At 65.4% G+C, this 17,830-nt stretch carries 17 protein-coding genes; 5 read left to right on the top strand and 12 right to left on the bottom strand.

Annotation, left to right across the window (positions count from 1 at the left end; genetic code table 11):
- Window positions 1-61: 61 nt before the first annotated feature.
- The 3 genes from G6P88_RS10465 to G6P88_RS10455 are packed head-to-tail and all read right to left on the bottom strand — an operon-like array spanning window position 62 to window position 4,471.
- The gene (locus G6P88_RS10465; RefSeq protein ID WP_165323102.1) at window positions 62-1,546 is read right to left on the bottom strand and encodes an indolepyruvate oxidoreductase subunit beta family protein; all 1,485 of its coding nucleotides are present in this window, start codon (window positions 1,544-1,546) and stop codon (window positions 62-64) included.
- The gene (locus tag G6P88_RS10460) at window positions 1,546-3,672 is read right to left on the bottom strand and encodes a ferredoxin family protein (protein WP_165323101.1); all 2,127 of its coding nucleotides are present in this window, start codon (window positions 3,670-3,672) and stop codon (window positions 1,546-1,548) included. The genes G6P88_RS10465 and G6P88_RS10460 overlap by 1 nt, the downstream gene beginning before the upstream one ends.
- Before the next feature lie 16 nt (window positions 3,673-3,688).
- Window positions 3,689-4,471, bottom strand: a complete 783-nt coding sequence (locus G6P88_RS10455; RefSeq protein WP_165323100.1) for a cyclase family protein — start codon at window positions 4,469-4,471, stop codon at window positions 3,689-3,691.
- An 85-nt stretch (window positions 4,472-4,556) separates the two neighbouring features.
- Between G6P88_RS10455 and G6P88_RS10450 the strand changes: the two genes are divergently transcribed.
- Entirely contained in the window at window positions 4,557-5,021 is a 465-nt protein-coding gene (locus G6P88_RS10450; protein WP_165323099.1) for a MarR family winged helix-turn-helix transcriptional regulator, read from the top strand.
- Window positions 5,022-5,287: 266 nt separating this feature from the next.
- On the opposite strand, the gene G6P88_RS10445 is transcribed toward G6P88_RS10450, so the two are convergent.
- Window positions 5,288-5,731 (bottom strand): hypothetical protein, encoded by a 444-nt coding sequence (locus tag G6P88_RS10445; RefSeq protein ID WP_165323098.1) that lies wholly within the window; start codon window positions 5,729-5,731, stop codon window positions 5,288-5,290.
- A 99-nt stretch (window positions 5,732-5,830) separates the two neighbouring features.
- Window positions 5,831-6,004: a hypothetical protein gene (locus tag G6P88_RS10440; RefSeq protein ID WP_165323097.1), complete on the bottom strand. Its 174-nt coding sequence runs from the start codon at window positions 6,002-6,004 to the stop codon at window positions 5,831-5,833.
- 115 nt (window positions 6,005-6,119) lie between these two features.
- Here G6P88_RS10440 and G6P88_RS10435 point away from each other — a divergent pair, with 115 nt between their 5' ends.
- Window positions 6,120-6,629, top strand: a complete 510-nt coding sequence (locus G6P88_RS10435; protein ID WP_165323096.1) for a hypothetical protein — start codon at window positions 6,120-6,122, stop codon at window positions 6,627-6,629.
- Window positions 6,630-6,655: 26 nt separating this feature from the next.
- On the opposite strand, the gene G6P88_RS10430 is transcribed toward G6P88_RS10435, so the two are convergent.
- Complete coding sequence (locus G6P88_RS10430; RefSeq protein WP_165323095.1) at window positions 6,656-7,474, bottom strand: hypothetical protein; 819 nt, start codon at window positions 7,472-7,474, stop codon at window positions 6,656-6,658.
- A 291-nt stretch (window positions 7,475-7,765) separates the two neighbouring features.
- Here G6P88_RS10430 and G6P88_RS10425 point away from each other — a divergent pair, with 291 nt between their 5' ends.
- The 3 genes from G6P88_RS10425 to G6P88_RS10415 all read left to right on the top strand — a co-directional run bounded on the left by G6P88_RS10425 (window position 7,766) and on the right by G6P88_RS10415 (window position 11,782).
- On the top strand, window positions 7,766-9,694 hold the full coding sequence (locus G6P88_RS10425) for an ATP-binding protein (protein ID WP_165323094.1): 1,929 nt from the start codon (window positions 7,766-7,768) through the stop codon (window positions 9,692-9,694).
- A gap of 229 nt (window positions 9,695-9,923) precedes the next feature.
- Window positions 9,924-10,919: an NAD(P)H-dependent flavin oxidoreductase gene (locus tag G6P88_RS10420; protein ID WP_165323093.1), complete on the top strand. Its 996-nt coding sequence runs from the start codon at window positions 9,924-9,926 to the stop codon at window positions 10,917-10,919.
- 32 nt (window positions 10,920-10,951) lie between these two features.
- A complete protein-coding gene (locus G6P88_RS10415) occupies window positions 10,952-11,782 on the top strand; it encodes a TetR/AcrR family transcriptional regulator (protein WP_165323092.1) in 831 nt (276 codons plus the stop codon).
- Here the strand turns inward: G6P88_RS10415 and G6P88_RS10410 are convergent.
- The 6 genes from G6P88_RS10410 to G6P88_RS10385 are packed head-to-tail and all read right to left on the bottom strand — an operon-like array spanning window position 11,761 to window position 17,824.
- On the bottom strand, window positions 11,761-13,764 hold the full coding sequence (locus tag G6P88_RS10410; protein WP_165325117.1) for a pyrroloquinoline quinone-dependent dehydrogenase: 2,004 nt from the start codon (window positions 13,762-13,764) through the stop codon (window positions 11,761-11,763). The two genes, G6P88_RS10415 and G6P88_RS10410, sit on opposite strands and share 22 nt — an antisense overlap.
- Window positions 13,765-13,795: 31 nt before the next feature.
- Window positions 13,796-14,035: a biotin/lipoyl-containing protein gene (locus tag G6P88_RS10405; protein WP_165323091.1), complete on the bottom strand. Its 240-nt coding sequence runs from the start codon at window positions 14,033-14,035 to the stop codon at window positions 13,796-13,798.
- 12 nt (window positions 14,036-14,047) lie between these two features.
- On the bottom strand, window positions 14,048-15,040 hold the full coding sequence (locus G6P88_RS10400) for an alpha-ketoacid dehydrogenase subunit beta (RefSeq protein WP_165323090.1): 993 nt from the start codon (window positions 15,038-15,040) through the stop codon (window positions 14,048-14,050).
- Between the two features lie 13 nt (window positions 15,041-15,053).
- Window positions 15,054-16,049, bottom strand: coding sequence for a thiamine pyrophosphate-dependent dehydrogenase E1 component subunit alpha (locus G6P88_RS10395; protein WP_165323089.1), 996 nt, complete (start codon window positions 16,047-16,049; stop codon window positions 15,054-15,056).
- Between the two features lie 10 nt (window positions 16,050-16,059).
- Window positions 16,060-17,355, bottom strand: a complete 1,296-nt coding sequence (locus G6P88_RS10390) for a M24 family metallopeptidase (RefSeq protein ID WP_165323088.1) — start codon at window positions 17,353-17,355, stop codon at window positions 16,060-16,062.
- Between the two features lies 1 nt (window position 17,356).
- On the bottom strand, window positions 17,357-17,824 hold the full coding sequence (locus tag G6P88_RS10385; RefSeq protein ID WP_165323087.1) for a cupin domain-containing protein: 468 nt from the start codon (window positions 17,822-17,824) through the stop codon (window positions 17,357-17,359).
- Window positions 17,825-17,830: the final 6 nt, after the last annotated feature.

The following is a 17,830-nucleotide window of genomic DNA, read 5'->3' as shown; positions in this document are numbered from 1 at the left end:
AAAAGCCGGGCTGGAATGTACCACCAGCTCGGCCTTGGGTAACAGATAGCTGTCGAGCCTGTCAGGCCGCAAGCATGTCCTGCAGATGCTGGCCCTTTTCATCGGCCAGCGCGGTTTCGCGCGCCTGGGCGAGCCAGCCGGCCGAGCGCTCCGAGGCGGGGAGCGCCTGGAGGCGGTCGCGGATAGCGGCGTAGTTGCGCAGGCCGCGCTCGAACGTGTCGCTATAGCCCTTGATCAGCCGCTGGCAGCGCGCGATCTCGACCGCGAGGGCATTGTCCGCCGGGGCCGCCTCGCGGATGTCCTGCAGCCATTGCTCGATGCGATGCTGCTCCTCGCGATAGCGCAGCGTCCGCCGACGCATGCCGCGCATCCGCGACAGCAGCCAGAGCACCGCGAACCAGCGGGCGCTGGTCGTTTCGACATGGCGGCCCTTCTGGAAGAAGCGATCGAGCCAGCGCTTCAGCCGGTCGGAGGCGAGGATCCTGCTGCCGATAGACTCCGGCAGCGTCTCGCACACTTCCTGCAGGCGCGGGTGCATGAACTCGGTGACGGTCATCAGCTGGTCGGAACCGGCATGGACCTCCTTGCGGACGCGCTCCATGCGGCTTTCGCGCACCTTGAGATCGGCGACGCGGATCGTGTCCTCATAGCTCATCCACAGCGCCAGATGCCGCGCGGTCTCCTCGGTCAGCAGGAAGGGCGCGGCGTCGAGCGCGGCGACCGCCTCGAGCCGGTCCAGATAGAGCTCGGCATAGGCCGCGTCCTGATAGTCCATCATGCGCTGCACGCCGTGCAGGGCATTGGCATGGGCGGCTGCCGGAAGCTTCGCCGCGACCCGCGCGGCCAGCCTGCGGCCCGTGTCGCTGGTCGGCTGCGGCACGTCATGCTGCACAGCTTCGGGCAACGTGACTGCGCCCTGGGCGGCGCGCAGTCCCTCGTCGAAGCCCTTGAGGTTGGACGGAACCGCGATGCCGCTCTGGCGGATCGCTTCTTCGAACGCGTCGCGGCCGAAGGGCAACGTGCCGCTGCCGGCGAGCGCACCGAACATGACCGCGCTGATCACGCTGCCCGAACGCTCGGTCGCGGCTTCCATGTCGAAGCCGATGAAGCGCTTGGCGCGGCGTCCGGCGGCCTCGATGATCTTGTCGCTGTTGCCGCGCCCGTCGCCCATCGCCGACTTTTCGGCGATCGAATAGACGCGGTGGGTGGAGCTGATCAGCGTGGTGCGGTCGCCGGTGGAGAAGTTGCGCAGCATGGCGCGCCCCGCCTCCATCAGCTCGGAGGCGATGACGATGTCGACGTCGCCCGGCACCGGCATCTGCGCCATGATCGGGAAGCGCCCTTCGACCGCCCGGGCCAGTTCGATATAATAGACGGTCGAGCCGGTGCGTTGGGCGACGCCGGGGACCGAGGTGCCCTGCGCGAGCCAGCCATGGTGGCGCGCCATTTCCTGGATCCAGTCGGCGAGCACGCCGCCGCCCTGGCCGCCCATGGCGAGGATCGCGATGCAGATGCGGTTGCGGTCCGCAGGGATTACAGCGTTCATCAGAAGGCCCTCGCGGCGCGGGCGCGGTTGTCGCGCTGTTGCAGGAAGCCGATCACGGCGTCGCCGATCCGCTTGCGGAAGCGTTCCCAGCCGGTCGGGTTGGAGACGATGCTCGCCCGGTAGAAGCTGGGGCAGAGCACGGCGGCATGGCTGACCTCGCCGCACAGGCCGCAGCCGACGCAGCTGTTCTCGACATGCGCCACCGGATCGCGCCGCAGCGGATCGGGGTTGGGCTTGATCGTCAGCGACGGACAGCCCGACAGGCGGACGCAGCTATGATCGCCGGTGCAGGTGTCGGAATCGACGCCGAAGCGCTCGCGCAAGACGCGCTTACCCTCCTTGATCGCCTTGCGCACCGCCGGCTTTTCGCGGCGCTGCTTGTTGAGCATGCATTCGGACTGGGCGACGATGATCTTCGGGCCCTTTTCGGGGCTCGTCAGCGCCTCGCGCAGCGCCGCGGTCATCCGCTTCAGGTCATAGGTGCGGTCGATCGTGCGTACCCATTTCGCGCCGATGCCGCGCACCGCGCGCTCGATCGGGTGGCGCGTCGCGCGCTCCTTGTTGTCGGCGCGCGAGGACAGGATGTCCTGGCCGCCGGTCGCCGCCGAATAGCCATTGTCGATGATCAGCGTGACGGTGTCGTCCTTGTTGAACACCGCATTGCCGACGCCCGAGGTGAGGCCGTTATGCCAGAAGCCGCCATCGCCCATCACCGCGATCGCGCGCTTGTCCTTCGGCTTGAACGCCGATGCGCCGGCGGTGCCCAGGCCATAGCCCATCGTCGTGTTGCCGATGTTGAACGGCGGCAGGATCGAGAAGAGGTGGCAGCCGATATCGGCCGAGACATGCGCCGGGCCCAGCTCGCGCTCGATCAGCTTCATCGAGGTGAAGACGGGGCGTTCCGGGCAGCCGGTGCAGAAGCCGGCCGGGCGGGCGGGGATCTGCGATGCGACAGGGGCCGGCAGCGGCTCGATCACCTGCTCGGGCAGGGTCATCGCAGGCTTCCATTCGGCGAGGAATTTCCGCAGCCCTTCGAGCACCACATGCGCGGTATAGTCGCCCGCGCGCGGCAGCACGTCCTTGCCGACGATGCGCGTCTGCAGGTCGGCGCGGCGGACGAGCGTGTTCAGCTCATGCTCGATGAACTCGGGCTGGCCTTCCTCGATGATCATCACCGCCTTCTTGCCCTGGCAGAAGGCCGCGACCTCGTCGGGGATCAGCGGATAGGTGACGTTGAGGCAGTAGATCGGCAGCTGCGCGGTGCCGAAGGCATCGGCCAGCCCCAGCAGCTCCATCGCGCGGTTGAGATTGTTGTAGAGGCCGCCCTGGACGATGATGCCGATATCGTCCTGCGCCGGGCCGAACCATTCATTGAGCTTGTTGTCGCGCACGAAGGCGATGCCCGCCGGCCAGCGCTGCTCGACCTTCTCGACCTCGTGGAGGAAATTGGCCGGCGGCAGCACGATGCGGTTGGTGTCGCGCACCGGGGAGGCAGCGGCCTGGTCGACCGTCATCGCGGGGCGGACATTGTCCTTGGCGATGAAGCTGCCCGTCATGTGGCAGGAGCGGACGCGCAGTTCGAGCATCACCGGCGTGTTCGACGCCTCGGACAACTGGAAGGCCTGCTCGACCGAATTGACGATGCTGGGCAGGTTGGGGCGCGGATCGAGCAGCCACATCTGCGACTTCATCGCGAAGGCGTGGGTGCGCTCCTGCATGATCGAGGAGCCTTCGCCATAATCCTCGCCGACGATGATCAGCGCGCCGCCCTTCACCCCGCCCGATGCGACGTTGGACAGCGCATCCGACGCGACATTGGTGCCGACGACCGATTTCCACGCGACTGCGCCGCGCAGGGGGTAGTTGACCGAGGCGGCGAGCATCGCGGCGGCGGTCGCCTCGCTGGCGCTCGCCTCGAAATGCACCCCCAGGCTTTCGAGCAGGTCGTTCGCATCGGCGAACACGTCCATCAGATGGCTGATCGGCGACCCCTGATAGCCGCCGACATAGGCGACGCCCGACTGGAGCAGCGCCTTGGTGACGGCAAGGATGCCTTCGCCGACGAACTCCTCGCCGGCGCCGGCTTCCAGCTTCTTGACCTCCGCCTTGAACGACCGCTCCGCCATGGCCCCTGCTCCCCGATCAGGCCGCGACGAGCGCGAGCACGCGCAGCGGGCTGCCCGAACCGTCGCGGATCTTCAGCGGCGGCGCGACCACGACCGCGCCGGTCGGCGGCAGCTTGTCGAGATTCTCCAGGCACTGCAGGCCATAGAGGCCGGCGGCGTGCAGCAGCGTGTGGGCGGGATAGGGCGGCTCGAGCAGATGCGCCTGCCCCGCGTCGGTGCCGATCGTCTCGACGCCGAAGCCCAGGATCTTGCGCTGGTCGATCAGGAAGCGGACCGCCTCGGTGCTCGGCCCCGGTGTGTGCGCGCCATCCTCGCGGCGGTTGGTATAGGCGTCGACGTCGCGCTTCGACCAGTCGGTGCGGAACAGCACCCAGCTGCCCGCCGGGATCGTGCCATGCTGCGCTTCCCACGCCGCGATATGCTCGACCTTCAGCAGGAAGTCCGCATCGGCCGCAGCCTCGGCCGAACAGTCGATGACGACGGCGGGCGCGATCAGCTTCTGCGCCGGGATCTTGTCGACCGTATTGTCTTCGAGCTCCGCGCCCGAGACCCAGTGGACCGGCGCGTCGAAATGGGTGCCGGTATGCTCGCCGACGGTGAAGTTGCTCCAGTACCAGGCGACGCCGCGATCGTCGTAGCGCGAGATTTCCTCACGCGAGAAAGGCGCGCACTGGCCGAAATTGGGGGGCAGGACGAGGACCGGCGTGTCCTCCGACAGCGTCTGCGTCAGGTCGACGACCCGGATCTGGTCCTGACCGATCGCCGTAGCGAAATCCATAAGCGTCTGCGTGCTGGACATCGTGCTTCCTCCCAAGCAATGAGCAGTCATCAAGCTGACTCGAAAAACTTGCAGATGCAAGTAAAATCCTGATGGGAAGACAAGCGTGGCTAAGGATCTGCGTCCGCTGGGAAATCCGGGGTCGGAAGACTTCCGCGTCGATGCCTATCCCTTCTATCTGCTGAACCGCGCGGTCAGCCGCTACAATGTCGTGATCGAGGCGGAACTGCGCGCGCTGGGAATCGACATCCCCACCTGGCGCGTGCTGATGATCCTCGGCGAACAATCCCCCCTCGCCATCGGGCAGGTCGCCCGCTCGGCGGTGATCAACCTGTCGACGATGATGCGGATCGTCGAGCGCATGGCGAAGGCCGGCCTCGTCGAAACCCAGCCGAGCGCCCAGGACGGCCGCATCACCGAATTGCTGCTGACCGACGTCGGCCGCGAAAAGCTGGCGGCGGCGCGCGGCGTGACGGCGCCAATCTACGAGCGGGTGACGAAGGGCTTCAGCGCGGCGGACTTCTCGCGGCTGCTGACGTTGCTGAACCGGTTGTATGAGAATTTGGATTAGGGGGGCGAGTCGGTAAGCGGGGCGTCGGCTGACGACCATTTTTCCCCATTACGTTTGCGGCTTTGAAATGGCCGCTGCCGCCGAAAGTTGACGCTAACCAGTTACGCTTGAGGAGAGTATAGGTGGCGATCCTCAGCTTGGCCTGGATGTGCTAGCGAGGCGAAGAATAGGATCTTCACTGGACGGCTTGCATGTCAACACCAATCACGTGTTAGAGAGGATTTTTCTGCAAATCTAAATCTACTACTTCCACTGACTCAGACGGGCTATCGTAGAATCTCTGGGTCGATCAGCTTATCCTCGCCGTAGATAATAGTATCGCGCGATCGCCCAACCAGCCGGACCCCCGCGCGCGCGTCGAGCCGATCGCGCAGGCCCTCGAGCGCCACCCGATCGGTCGCCTGAATCGCCGGGTCTCCGAACCAGCAGATCGCAAAATCATGGTACAGCCAATGCAGACTGTAGGTCAGGATATCGTAGAGATTGGTGTCCTTGTGCTGGACGACGGCGGCGGCCGGAACGACATGAACTCTTTTGGTGCTGTACAGGAACACCATGCTCGCCGCTGTGACCGAGAGCATTTTCTCGCACTGATTGATCAGGCGTCGATGCTCGGGCAGGTCAATCGCCTTGCCCACATCCAGCCGCTTAGCCTGCGCGAGGAACCCTTTGCGGGCTGAATAAACCGGCGTGTCGATGTCGAGCACCATGACGAAATCGGCGCCCAGATTGGGCTCTTCCTTCCACCGGGTGGTCGAGCGGGCCTTCAGGCGACCGCGTCCGCTTCCTGGGAAGGCGACATCCGTTTGTCACTGGATCGTGGCAGTCTCAAACCCTTCGAGCGCTTCTTTCAGCCGACCGCACAACTCGTCGGTGAACGATTCCTCGCCGACGACATCTTCCTGTTCATAGTCGCGAACCGTTCGGGCGGTCGCCTCGCTGAGCCGATGAGCAAAGCCGCGCGCATCTTCCGGATCGATCATGGAAAACCCCGCATCTCTTTAGCACAATGATTTGCTATAGCCCGCTCGATGAGGAAGCGCCTGTCTCGACCGAATCTGATAGCCTCATGAAGTTATAGTGACACGAGAGGGCATTATGGAACACGGTGTCGCGGAGAAATGGTTGAAACAGCGGGCGCCAGGCTTTTCGCAACTGCCGCCAGCCGATCGCCGCGCGATTTCCGATTTCGCTTTGCTTTGGAGCCTTTTTGAGTCCCGGATCATGGGCGGATTCGCCCGCGCTGACCATATTCGCGCCCGCGTTGATCAATGGTCGACACAGGAGTCGCTCGAAGCGGAGCGCTACGATGCGGAACTGGCATATTTCCGTGCGCGCTATTTTGCCAACGGCGCCTTGACCTATCGTTTCGATCGCCTTGAGCTGCGAGCCAACGACCATCCCGATCTGTTGGCGGCGGTCCTATCGGGTGCCGACGATGATCCCCGCAATCGTATGCTCGTGTTGCTCATGATCATTTGGCGGCTTCGGAATAACCTCTTCCACGGTGCCAAATGGCAATATCAGCTTGCCGAGCAGCACGGCAATTTTACCCACGCCAACGCAGTGTTGATGAGGCTGCTCGATCGCCATGGACAACTCGGCTGAACTGCGCCTGGTCGCCAATATCCGGCTCAAAGCGCTTTCAGCCGGCCTAAGAAATAGTCCGCCGTCAAAAGCGTAAGTGCGTAGCGATAGACGGCAGTGTCGGGCGTCGTTTCACCAGCATGAACCCCTTCGGTCCCCATCATGCCACTCATTTTCCATACAAACTCTGCCTCTGGCGACGGTTTACCCTGTTGCCGGGTCGGTCCGAAAAAGCCCATGTCCGCGAGATGCTTGCGCGCGTCGCTTTCCTCGCGAGGCGCAGCACCTTGTTCCAGCGTCTGGCAGATCGCGACGAAAAGCGCTGCCAGAAAGCCTCGCGCGACGCCGTTGGCAGCCTCCCAATTGCCGCCGTCGAGCGCAGCCTCCAACTGATCGAGGCGCTTGCGCGCATCGCCAAAGAGCGGACCATCGAGACTTTCGCGTAAGCGCGATCGCGGTTCGGACAGTGGCACCGGGCTGACAGGGACAAGCACCTTGTCCACGACCGTCCATCCGTCGACCGCCAAACTGTTGCGGAGCGCTGTTGCTTCGGACTTCTCGAACCTGCGCTTTGTTTCCCACGGATATCCGTCGCCGTCGGGAAGGTTTGGAAGGTGGCGGGCAGCTTCCCGCACTAGGCTGTCGGAGACGTGGTTCCCATCCGCATCGCGCCGATCGGGATCCCGCCGTAAAAGTCGTTGCAGCAAACTGTGAAGCTTTGGCGTGGTCAAACCGACGCCGCCCTCCGCGTCGAGATCTTCGCCGAGACCAAATTCTTCGAAAAGCCGATGGAATTGCGCATTGGTCCGAAAGACCTCTAGCACGTCGAGCGCACGACATTGGGTGATCCAGCGAAATCTTGTCATATACTACCCTTCGTCAGCTACCCTGATCCCTTTGCCCGTCATCCGCTTCCGGAAACACTCCTGCGCAAGGCGACACACTGGATCGAGGCTAAGGGCCCGGTCGACTGCCGCCCGACGTATGCGCGGCGGTTCACTTGGTCGTCCACGCCAATTCAGGATCAGACTTCGCTGATACCGAGCAATGAGGAGATTGTAGACCATTTCAAAAGGCTTGCCAGACGCCAAAATGGCAATTTGTGATGGCGCAGCAGTCATCGGTCTCGCTATGAATGAAGACACGGGGGATCGGCCATGACGTCGCAGGAAACTTTATACGCATTCGACCGGCGCTTTCTGGATCGCCATGCCGGCCCCATCATCTCCGATCTCTCGGTTGCCATCGTCGAATTGGTAGCGAACGCTTGGGATGCCTACGCTACCGTGGTCGATATCACCTGGCCGACCGCCGATGGCGAACGGAAGTTCGCTATCAAGGACAACGGCCGTGGCATGACTGCGGCGCAGTTCGAACAGCGTTGGGGAGTGTTCGACTATAATCGCGTCGCGGCTGAGGGCGAATATGTCTCGCCCCCGGTCGAATTGGAAACGCTTGCGCCTCGCCGGGCCTATGGCCGCAATGGACGCGGACGCCATGGCGGCTTCGCCTTCTCCAACCCTTACGACATCGTCATCGAGGCGGGCGGCGAGCAGGTAACCTACCGCGTGTCGCGCGGCGGACTGCGCCCGTTCGATTGGGAACTGATCAAACGCGAGGCGAGCCTCGGGCACGGAGTCGAGATCAAGGCCGTCGAGCCGACCCGGTTGCGGCTCAGCGCCGCTGATATTCGCGAAGTGCTCGGCACCCGCTTCCTCACCGATCCGAACTTCCGGGTCTTCGTCGATGGTCAGGCGGTGACCTTCGACGATATTCCGCGCGATTTCCTGCGTGAGAGCTTCGTGGACATCCCCGGCGTCGGCCGTGCTACGATCCTTATGATCGAGTCGCAGCGCGCCGATCGCAGCACTCGCCAGCACGGCATTGCTTGGCACGTCAATAACCGGTTGGTGGGCAATTGTGGATGGCGTAGCACAGATTATGAACGTGTGCTTGATGGTCGGTCCAGCGAGGCGAAGCGCTTCACCTTCATCGTCTTCGCTGACTTCCTCGCCGATACCGATGCGGTGCTGCCCGACTGGTCCGGATTCCAGCAGAGCGATCCCGCTTGGCAGCAAACCCAAATCGCTGTCCAAGACAAGATCCGCGAGGAAATCGCGGCATTCCACTCGGAACGGCGCCAGGAGGTCAAGGATGCAGTCCGCCAGCGCTATGCTTCGACCGTTACCCAAATCACGCCGGTCGCGCGCGAGCGTTGGAACAGATTCGTCGACCAGGTCACCGATAGCTGCCCGGGGATTTCGTCCGACCAGATCGAGCAGATTGCCGGCATACTCGCCAATTTGGAAGCGTCGTCGTCGCAATACAGCTTGCTTGCGAAGCTGCATTCCCTCCAGCCGGGGGAACTCGACCAGCTTGATGGTATTCTCGCCGACTGGAGCGTCGCGACTGCGAAGCTCGCGCTTGATGAGATTCAGAGCCGGCTCAAACTCATCCGTGAACTGCACGACAAGCTCCGCGACGAGCGTGCCGACGAGGTGCGCGAACTGCAGCCGCTCATTGAGCGGAGCCTTTGGGTGTTCGGTCCCGAGTTCGAAAGCATCGAATTCACATCCAACCGAGGCATGTCCACCGTGATCAAGACCCTACTCGGCGGCTCAGCGAAGGGTAGCCTCAACCGTCCCGATTTCGTGATCTTGCCTGATGGCAGTGTTGGCCTGTTCGCGCGCCCCGCCTTCGACGACCAGCACGAGGTTATCGGAGTGGCGCATCTGGTGGTGGTCGAACTGAAGCGACCAGGTATTCCGATCGGGATGGATCAGAAGAATCAGGCCTGGAAGTATGTCGTCGAGCTGCAATCCCACGGGCTCATCGATGACGCAACGCGGGTGACGTGCTTCGTGATGGGCTCGAAGCTCACCCCGCGCGAAGGCGTTCGCGAGGAAGGCCGGACGAAGATAATACCCATGGCTTACGAGACGTTCATCCGCCGGGCCGAAACGCGCATGTTGAACCTTTACGCGCGTCTTTCGGCGGCTCCGTTTCTTCGAGAAGCTGGCGTGGACGCCGCAGCATTCGTCGCGGAACCTGCCGCCCGCCAGCCGGGACTGGCGCTGTCTGCGTGAAATCTCGGCGGGGAGCTGTGCCGAACGAACCAGGCTGTGAATGTCTCCGATGGCGGACCACGCTCGACGTTAGTGAGCAAAACAGCGACGTCCGCTTTGTCCCATCAGGCGCGTTAACATGCTTGCGACCTCCAATCCGGGCCTGACCAATCCCCGCCCCCCTTGGCATCCACCCCATCTTCCCCCATGGCATTACCGTAAACCCCTTGCCCCATGCGGAAAGTGAGTCATGCCTGCCTCCCGATATCCGATCTTCGACACGCTGCGCCTGCCGGTCATCGGTTCGCCGATGTTCATCGTGTCCGGGCCCGAGCTCGTCATCGCGCAGTGCAAGGCGGGTATCGTCGGCAGCTTTCCGGCGCTCAATGCGCGGCCGGCGAGCCAGCTCGACGAGTGGCTGCATCGGATCACCGAGGAGCTGGCGGCGCATGATCGCGCGCATCCCGACCGGCCGGCGGCGCCCTTTGCGGTCAACCAGATCGTCCACCGCTCGAACGACCGGCTCGAGCATGACCTGCAGGTCTGCGCCAAGTGGAAGGTGCCGCTGGTGATCACCTCGCTCGGCGTGCGCGAGGACGTCAATGCGGGGGTGCATGGCTGGGGCGGGATCGTGCTGCACGACGTCATCAACGACCGCTTCGCGCGCAAGGCGGTCGAGCGCGGCGCCGACGGGCTGATCCTCGTCGCGGCGGGCGCGGGCGGGCATGCGGGGACGCTGTCGCCCTTCGCGCTGGTGCAGGAGGTGCGCGAATGGTTCGACGGCCTCGTCGCGCTGTCGGGGGCGATCGCCAATGGCCGGTCGATCCTGGCGGCGCAGGCGCTGGGCGCGGACTTCGCCTATATCGGCTCGCCCTGGATCGCGACGACCGAGGCCCATGCGGTCGACGGCTACAAGCAGGCGATCGTCGAGGCGGGCGCGTCGGACATCGTCTATTCGAGCTATTTCACCGGGGTACACGGCAATTATCTGCGCTCGTCGATCGTGGCGGCGGGGATGGACCCCGATGCGCTGCCCGAGCGCGACCCGACCGCGATGGATTTCGGATCGGCCTCCGGCGCCGATGCGAAGGCGTGGCGCGACATCTGGGGCTCGGGCCAGGGCGTGGGCGCGGTCAAGGCGGTCGAGAGCGTCGCCGAGCGCGTGGCGACGCTGGAGCGCGAATATGGCGCGGCGATCGCCGCTTTGCGCACTAAGGCCAGTTGGCAGGACTTCTCCGGAGCGTGACGACAGGCGCTTTAGGGATTAGCCTGTCCGCAATGACGAGTGACGTAGACTCTGGCGACATTGAACCTGACGATATCAAGGGGGGCGATATCGAGGGTGACGATATCGACGCCGACGCGGGCACGGCCAAGCCGCGCGCCCGCAAACGCTATGCCAGCCAGGGGATGACCGAGCGCCGGGTGCGCATCATCAATGCCGCGCACAATATCCTCGGCGAGGGCGGGGTGCAGGGGCTCACCATCGAGCGGCTGAGCCGCGAGGCCGATGTCGCGCCGCGGACGCTCTACCGCCTCTATGGCGACAAGGAAGGCGTGATCTTCGCGACGGTGGCCGACCGGTTGCGCGAGGTGCGCCGGCACATCGCGCGCAAGAAGAAGGACTACACCATCGAGGTCGTGTTCAAGGAACTCGACTGGATGGTGGCCGAAATGTACCGCGACTCGCTCTATGCGCGGACGGTGATCGACTTCTTCTTCTCGTCGGTGCCGCGCCCCGCCGCGATCCGCGAGCTTGGCTCGGTCGCCTATAACCGCTTCCGCAACTGGCTCGACCGGGAGATCGAGGCGGGCCATGCCTGCACCGACCTCGACCTGGAGCGGATCGCGCAGGAGCTCGTCGCGACCGAGTTCGTCATCTATCATCGCTGGGCGGTGGGGACGATCGATGGGCCGACCTGCTGCATCGAGCTCCACGCCAATTTCCTGAAGAGCGCGATCCTGTCACTGGAGGGCGAGGTGCGCCGCCACTATGTCGCGCTGCTCGCCGAAAAGCATCGCGAACTGGGGATGAGCGAGATCGGCGCGGCGGCGTCGACCAACCGCGCCGAACGCGATGCCGGGCTTCACTTCGCCGGCAGGGCGTAGGCGATCAGCTCGTCCGCGCGGGGCGTCTGGAACCACATATGCTGCCCCGATGACACCACCACATATTGGCGGCCGCCGGTGACATAGCTCATCGGCGTGGTCTGGCTGCCGCCGGGCAACCGATCCTGCCACAGCAGCTTGCCGCTGCGCATGTCGATCGCGCGCAGATTGCGGTCCATCGTCGCCGCGATGAAGAGCACGCCGCCGCCCGTCGCGACCGGCCCGCCGATATTCGGGGTCCCCAGCGTGATGTCCACGGGCAGGGGGATCGGCAGGCGATCGTTGATCGTGCCCAACGGGACATCCCACAGGATGCGGCCGCTGCGCAGGTCGATCGCGGTGAGGCCGCCCCAGGGCGGCGGCGTGCAGGGGGCGCCGAGCGGGGAAAGGAGCCACTCGCGCTTTACGTCATAGGGGGTGCCGGCCATCGGCGACACGTCTTCATGCGCCGACAGCTGGACGGTGCCGCTGCCCCCCGGCTTGCGCGGGCGCAGCTTGATGACGGAGGCGACGCGGCTGCTGTTGACGTAGAAGATCTGCCGCACCGGATCGATCGCGCCGCCGCCCCAGTTGGCGCCGCCCGACGCCGCCGGATAGGTGATCGTGCCGCGCGTCGTGATCGGGGTGAACAGGCCTTCGGAACGATAGCGCGCGATCAGGTCGCGGCACTTGCCCCGGTCCCAGGGGGTGAAGCCCCAGGCCTGGTCGGGGGTGATGCTCTGCGGCACGATCGGCTTGGGCAGGCGCGGGCGCGGCTGGGTGGGGGAGAGCCATTCGCCGGGCACCCTGCCCTGCGGCACGGGCACCTCGTCGATCGGGAACAGGGGGGCGCCTGTGCGCCGGTCGAGGACGAAGACATAGCCCTGCTTGGTCGGCTGGACGAGCGCGGGAATGCGCCGCCCGCCGCGCGTGATGTCGACCAGCGTCGGCTGGGCGGGCGTGTCATAGTCCCAGATGTCGTGGTGGATCAGCTGGCGGGCCCAGACCAGCTTGCCGGTCGCGGCGTCGAGCGCCACCGTGCTGTTGGCGTGGCGGTTGTCGCCGGGGCGTAGGCCGCCATAATAATCGGGCGAGGCGCTCGACGTCGGCAGATAGACCATGTTGAGCGCCGGGTCGCCCGCGATCACCGACCAGACATTGGCGGCGCCGGTGGTGCGGCGGCTGTCGCCCATCCAGTCGCGGTCGGGGCCGCCTTCCTGCGGGATCGGGTCGAAGGTCCAGATCTGGCGGCCGCTGCGCGCATCGAAAGCGCGGATGATCCCGCGCGGCGCATTGGCGCGGACATTGTCGAGCACCGAGGTGCCGATGACGATGCTGTCGCGGACGATCGCGGCGGGTGCGGCGAGCTTGACCTCGCCGCGATGGTGGAGCTTGCCGGGATCGACGCGCACCGTGCCCTTGTCGCCGAAGTCGGCGCAGGGACGGCCGGTGCGCGCGTCGAGCGCGATCAACCGCATGTCGACCGTCGCCAGGATGATGCGGGTCGAACAGGCGGCGGGGGCGGTAGCGGAGGCGGGAGCGGTGCTGTCCTGCCACTGCGACACGCCCCGGCAGATATATTGGTCGGGCAGCTGGAACTGCGTGTCGATCGCGGCGTCATAGACCCACTTCTCGCGTCCCGTGGCGGGATCGAGCGCGATCACGCGCCCGAAAGGCGTGCAGGTGATCAGCGAGCCGGCGGCGAGGATCGGGGTCGTCTCGTTGGTGCTGTTGGTCAGCATCGCATCGGGCCGGCGCGACAATTCGCCGGTCGAATAGCGCCAGGCGACCTTCAGATGCGCGACATTGGCGGGGGTGATCTGCGCGGCGGGGGTGTAGCGAGTGCCGCCCATGGTGGCGCCCCACTGGTCCCAGCGGGTCTCGCTCGGTCCGCCTTTCGGCAGTTCGAGCGGGCCGAGCGGCGGCATGAGCCGGATGGCCCATCCCACCGCCCAGGTGACGACGACCAGCCCGATCAGGGCCAGTCCGATGCGTGCGACCATTGCCCCCCGCCGCGCCCCCCGCCGTGCCATGTCAGACCGTAATCGTCGCGATATGGGTGCGGACGGTGACCGACTCGCCTTCCTCCACCAATATCTCGCTCAGCGTCCCGCTGCCCGGCGAGGGCACCTCGACCGTGGTCTTGGCGGCCTCTATCTCGACCAGCGGTTCGCCGGCTTCGACGCTGTCGCCGACCGCCTTCATCCAGCGGACGATCTCCGCATCCTGCATGCCCATGCCGAACTGCGGCAGCAGCACCTTCATATTTGCCATGCTGTGCTCTCCTCAGGCGTCGACGGCTTCGCGCGCGCCGACCAGGCGACGCGCGGCGGCGATGATGCGCTCGGCACTCGGGTAGAGCGCCTTCTCGATTGGGGGCGAGAAGGGGACATGCGTCTCCGCCGTCGCGATGCGCAGCACCGGCCCGCGCAGGGAGTCGAACGCATGTTCGGCGATCAGGGCTGCGATCTCGCTGCCCGCGCTGCAGCTCTGGTGCGCGGGGTCGACCGTGATCGCGCGGCCGGTCTTGCGGACCGAGCGCAGGATGATCTCCTTGTCGAGCGGGACCAGGCTGCGCGGGTCGACGACCTCGGCCGAGATGCCTTCCTTCGCCAGCGTCGCGGCGGCCTTGAGCGCGAGCGGGACGCCGCCGCCGATCGCGATGATCGACAGGTCGGTGCCTTCGCGCTTGATGTCGCCCTTGCCCAGCGGGATCAGGAAGTCGGGATCGTCGGGCATGTCGGACTTCGACGTCCAGCAGGTCGAATCCTCGAAGCACAGCACGGGATCGTCGTCGCGCACCGCCGCCTTGAGCATCCCCTTCATGTCATAGGCGGTCGACGGGACCATGATCTTCAGCCCCGGCACGTTCATGAACATCGAATAGTTGCGGTCCGAATGCTGCGCAGCATTGGAGTTGCCGTAGAAGAGGCAGCTGCGGATCACGAGCGGGAGCCGGGCCTGTCCGCCATAGATGTAGCGCGACTTGGCGATGATGCTCATGATCTGGTCCATCGCAGGATAGAGGAAGGACGAGATCGTCGCGTCGACGATCGGCCGCATCCCCACCATCGACGCGCCGGCGGCGGCGCCGATGAAGCCGTTCTCCGAAATCGGGGTGTCGCGGACTCGCTCGGTGCCGAAGGCGTCGACGAAGCCGGTGGTCGTGCCGAACACGTTGCAGATGATGTCCTCGCCCATGATGAAGACGCGCTCGTCGCGGGTCATCTCTTCCATCTGGGCCTGGCGGATGGCCTCCAGGAACGTCACTTTTGCCATGATGATCCTCTCCTCAGGCCTTGATGAAATCGGGGATGGGGAGGCGATCGACGAAGACGTCGTCAAAGGCTTCCTCCTGCGTGGGATAGGCGCTGTCGCGCGCGAACTGCAGCGCGTCGGCGACCTCGTCGGCGACCTCCTTCTCGATCCGGTCGAGCAGGTCGGCGGCGGTGCCGGCGGCGATCAGCTTGGCGCGGTAGAGCTTGAGCGGATCGCGCTCGCGCCATTCGTCGACCTCGGCGCCGCGATCGAGCAGGATGCGGCCCATGTTCACCGCATGGTCGGCATAGCGATAGGTCTTGGTCTCGACGAAGGTCGGCCCGCCGCCCGTCCGGGCGCGTTCGACGGCCTCGGCGACGGCGGCCTCGACCGCATCGACATCCTGTCCGTCGACGATGATCGAGGGCATGCCATAGGCCTTGGCGCGCTCGGCGATGTCCTTGACCGGCACCGCGACGCTCGCCGGGGTCGACACGGCATAGCCGTTATTCTCGCAGACGAAGATCGCGGGCAGCTTCCAGATCGCGGCGATGTTCAGCCCCTCGTGGAAGGCGCCTTCGTTGGTGGCACCGTCGCCGAAGAAGCACAGCGCGACGCGGCCATTGCCCTGCATCTTCGAGCCGAGCGCCGCGCCCGCGGCGACGGGCACGCCCGAGCCGACGATGCTGGTCTCGCCGAGGCTCCCGACCGAGAAGTCCGACAGGTGCATCGACCCGCCCTTGCCCTTGCAGATGCCGGTCGCCTTGCCGAGCAGTTCGGCCATCAGCGGCCGCAGCTTGGCGCCCTTGGCGATCGGGTGGCCGTGGCTGCGATGAGTGCCGACCATATAGTCTTCGGTGTTCAGCGCCATGCAGGCGCCGACGCCGGAGGCTTCCTGCCCGGCATAGGTGTGAAGTGCACCGGGGATCTCGCCCTGCGCGTGGATCGCCTCGGCAAGATCCTCGAACTGGCGGATGCGCTGCATCCGGCGATATTTCTCGAGGCTGCGGTCATTCTGTCCGTCGGTCATGACGTTCCTTTCAGGCGGGTTCGGCGACGCGCGCGGGCGCGTCGGCGACGATCAGTTCGAGCGGGGCCGCGTACATCGGCTCCGCCCCGGAGGCGGTGATCGCGTAGACATTCTCCATGTGGCAGGGGCCGAGCTTCGCGCCGAAGAACAGGCTGTCGAGGCTGATCAGCATGTCCTCCTCCATGACGAAGCCCTGCTTGACGCCGGCGAGGCCGGCCGCCGGATAGGCGAGCGGGATTTCGAGCGGCATCAGGCCGATGCCATGCGCGACGACGAGCAGTTTCTCGGGCGCGGCGACGCCCTTGGCCTTGAGATGCTCATAGCCGATAGCCGGCAGGCTGTTGGTCGAGACGCCCGGACGCAGCCGGTCGGCCATCATCAGGAAGGCATCGCGCAATATGTCGTGCAGCCGCTGATACTCGTCCGAGGGCTTCCCGATCACCGCCGTCCGGTTGATGTCGATCCAGAAGCCGTCGAGCACGCCCTGCGTCTCTAGAATGACGATGTCGCCACGCCGCAGGGAGCGGCCGCCCGAGGTGCGGAACAGGTCGGGGATGAACTCGTCCTGGTCATAGGCGCCGCCGAACAGCATCGCGCCCTCGTCGACCGGGATCACGCCGTTGCGCACCATGAAGTCGCAGATGCCGGCCTGGACGTCGTTCCAGTCGGCGCCTTCGTGCAGCAGCGACCCGGCGTGCGCGATCACCCGGTCGGCCATCGTGCCGACTTTGCGATAGCGGGCCAGTTCCTCCTGCGTCTTCACCACGCGCACGCGCATCATGAAGTCGAGTGCGTCGACATGCGTGTGCGGCACCTGCCGTGCGACGGCGGCGGACACGCGGTGCTCGTCGAAGCCGATGCGCTTGCCCGCCATGCCGTGATGGTCCAGCGCGCGGGTGATCGCCGCCGCGATGTCGGGCTGGCACTCGCCCCGGATCGCGCCTGCGACCGACATCGCATCCTCGGCGAGGCGGCTGCCCTTGCGGTCGGGATCGACATAGCGGCTGACCTCGCAGAAGTTCAGCATGTCGAAGGTGCGGATCTCGTCAAAGGTGCAGGCGTCCGCACGGGCGCGGTTGAGCACCGCGACGATGCCGACATTGGCCTCGGGGATGACGAGGGTGACCGGCCTGGCCGGATCGGCGAAGACGATGGCGCCGGCAAAGGGCTCCATCTGCGTCCAGCGTTCGAGGATCGAGTGATAGCCGGTGGCGTAGCGCACGTCGTGCGGATGGGTCAGCACGACCGCATCCAGCCCCTCGGCCGCCAGCATCGACCGAAGCCGCTCTGCGCGGGGATTGGCCATGTCAGGCGGCCTCGTGCTGTGCCGGAACGGCGTCGCCGGAAATGTCCGGCTGGTCCTTGCCCTGGTGCAGGTCGCGGAGGAATTCGTGGTTCATGATGAACCGGACCTCGCCCGCGTCGTCGGTATAGGCGACCGCGCCATGGCCGAGGAACAGATATTCGGTCGGCTCGACGCAATGCGCTTCGGCGTGGCGCGACCCGATCGGCTCATAGCCATAGGTGCCGGCGGGCGCGGAGCCGACGTCGTAGATCAGCTCGCCCTTGGTCACGAAATATTGGCCATGCCCGAGATGCCAGTGCGGGGCGAAGGTGGCGCCCGGCTCCATCTGCACCCACAGCACCCAGTCGCCGGTCTCCTCGCTGTAGCGGAGCAGGCGGATGGTGGTGCCGGAGCCGAGCTGGTGCGGCTTGGCATCGGCGATGTTGACGATCAGGTCGCCGAGCTTTCCCGGATCATGTTCGATGGTCATTGTCCT

It is taken from the genome of Rhizorhabdus phycosphaerae, from assembly GCF_011044255.1.
Classification (GTDB): domain Bacteria; phylum Pseudomonadota; class Alphaproteobacteria; order Sphingomonadales; family Sphingomonadaceae; genus Rhizorhabdus; species Rhizorhabdus phycosphaerae.
Note: the sequence above shows the minus strand (reverse complement) of the source record. Positions and strands in the feature narration are given on the sequence as shown.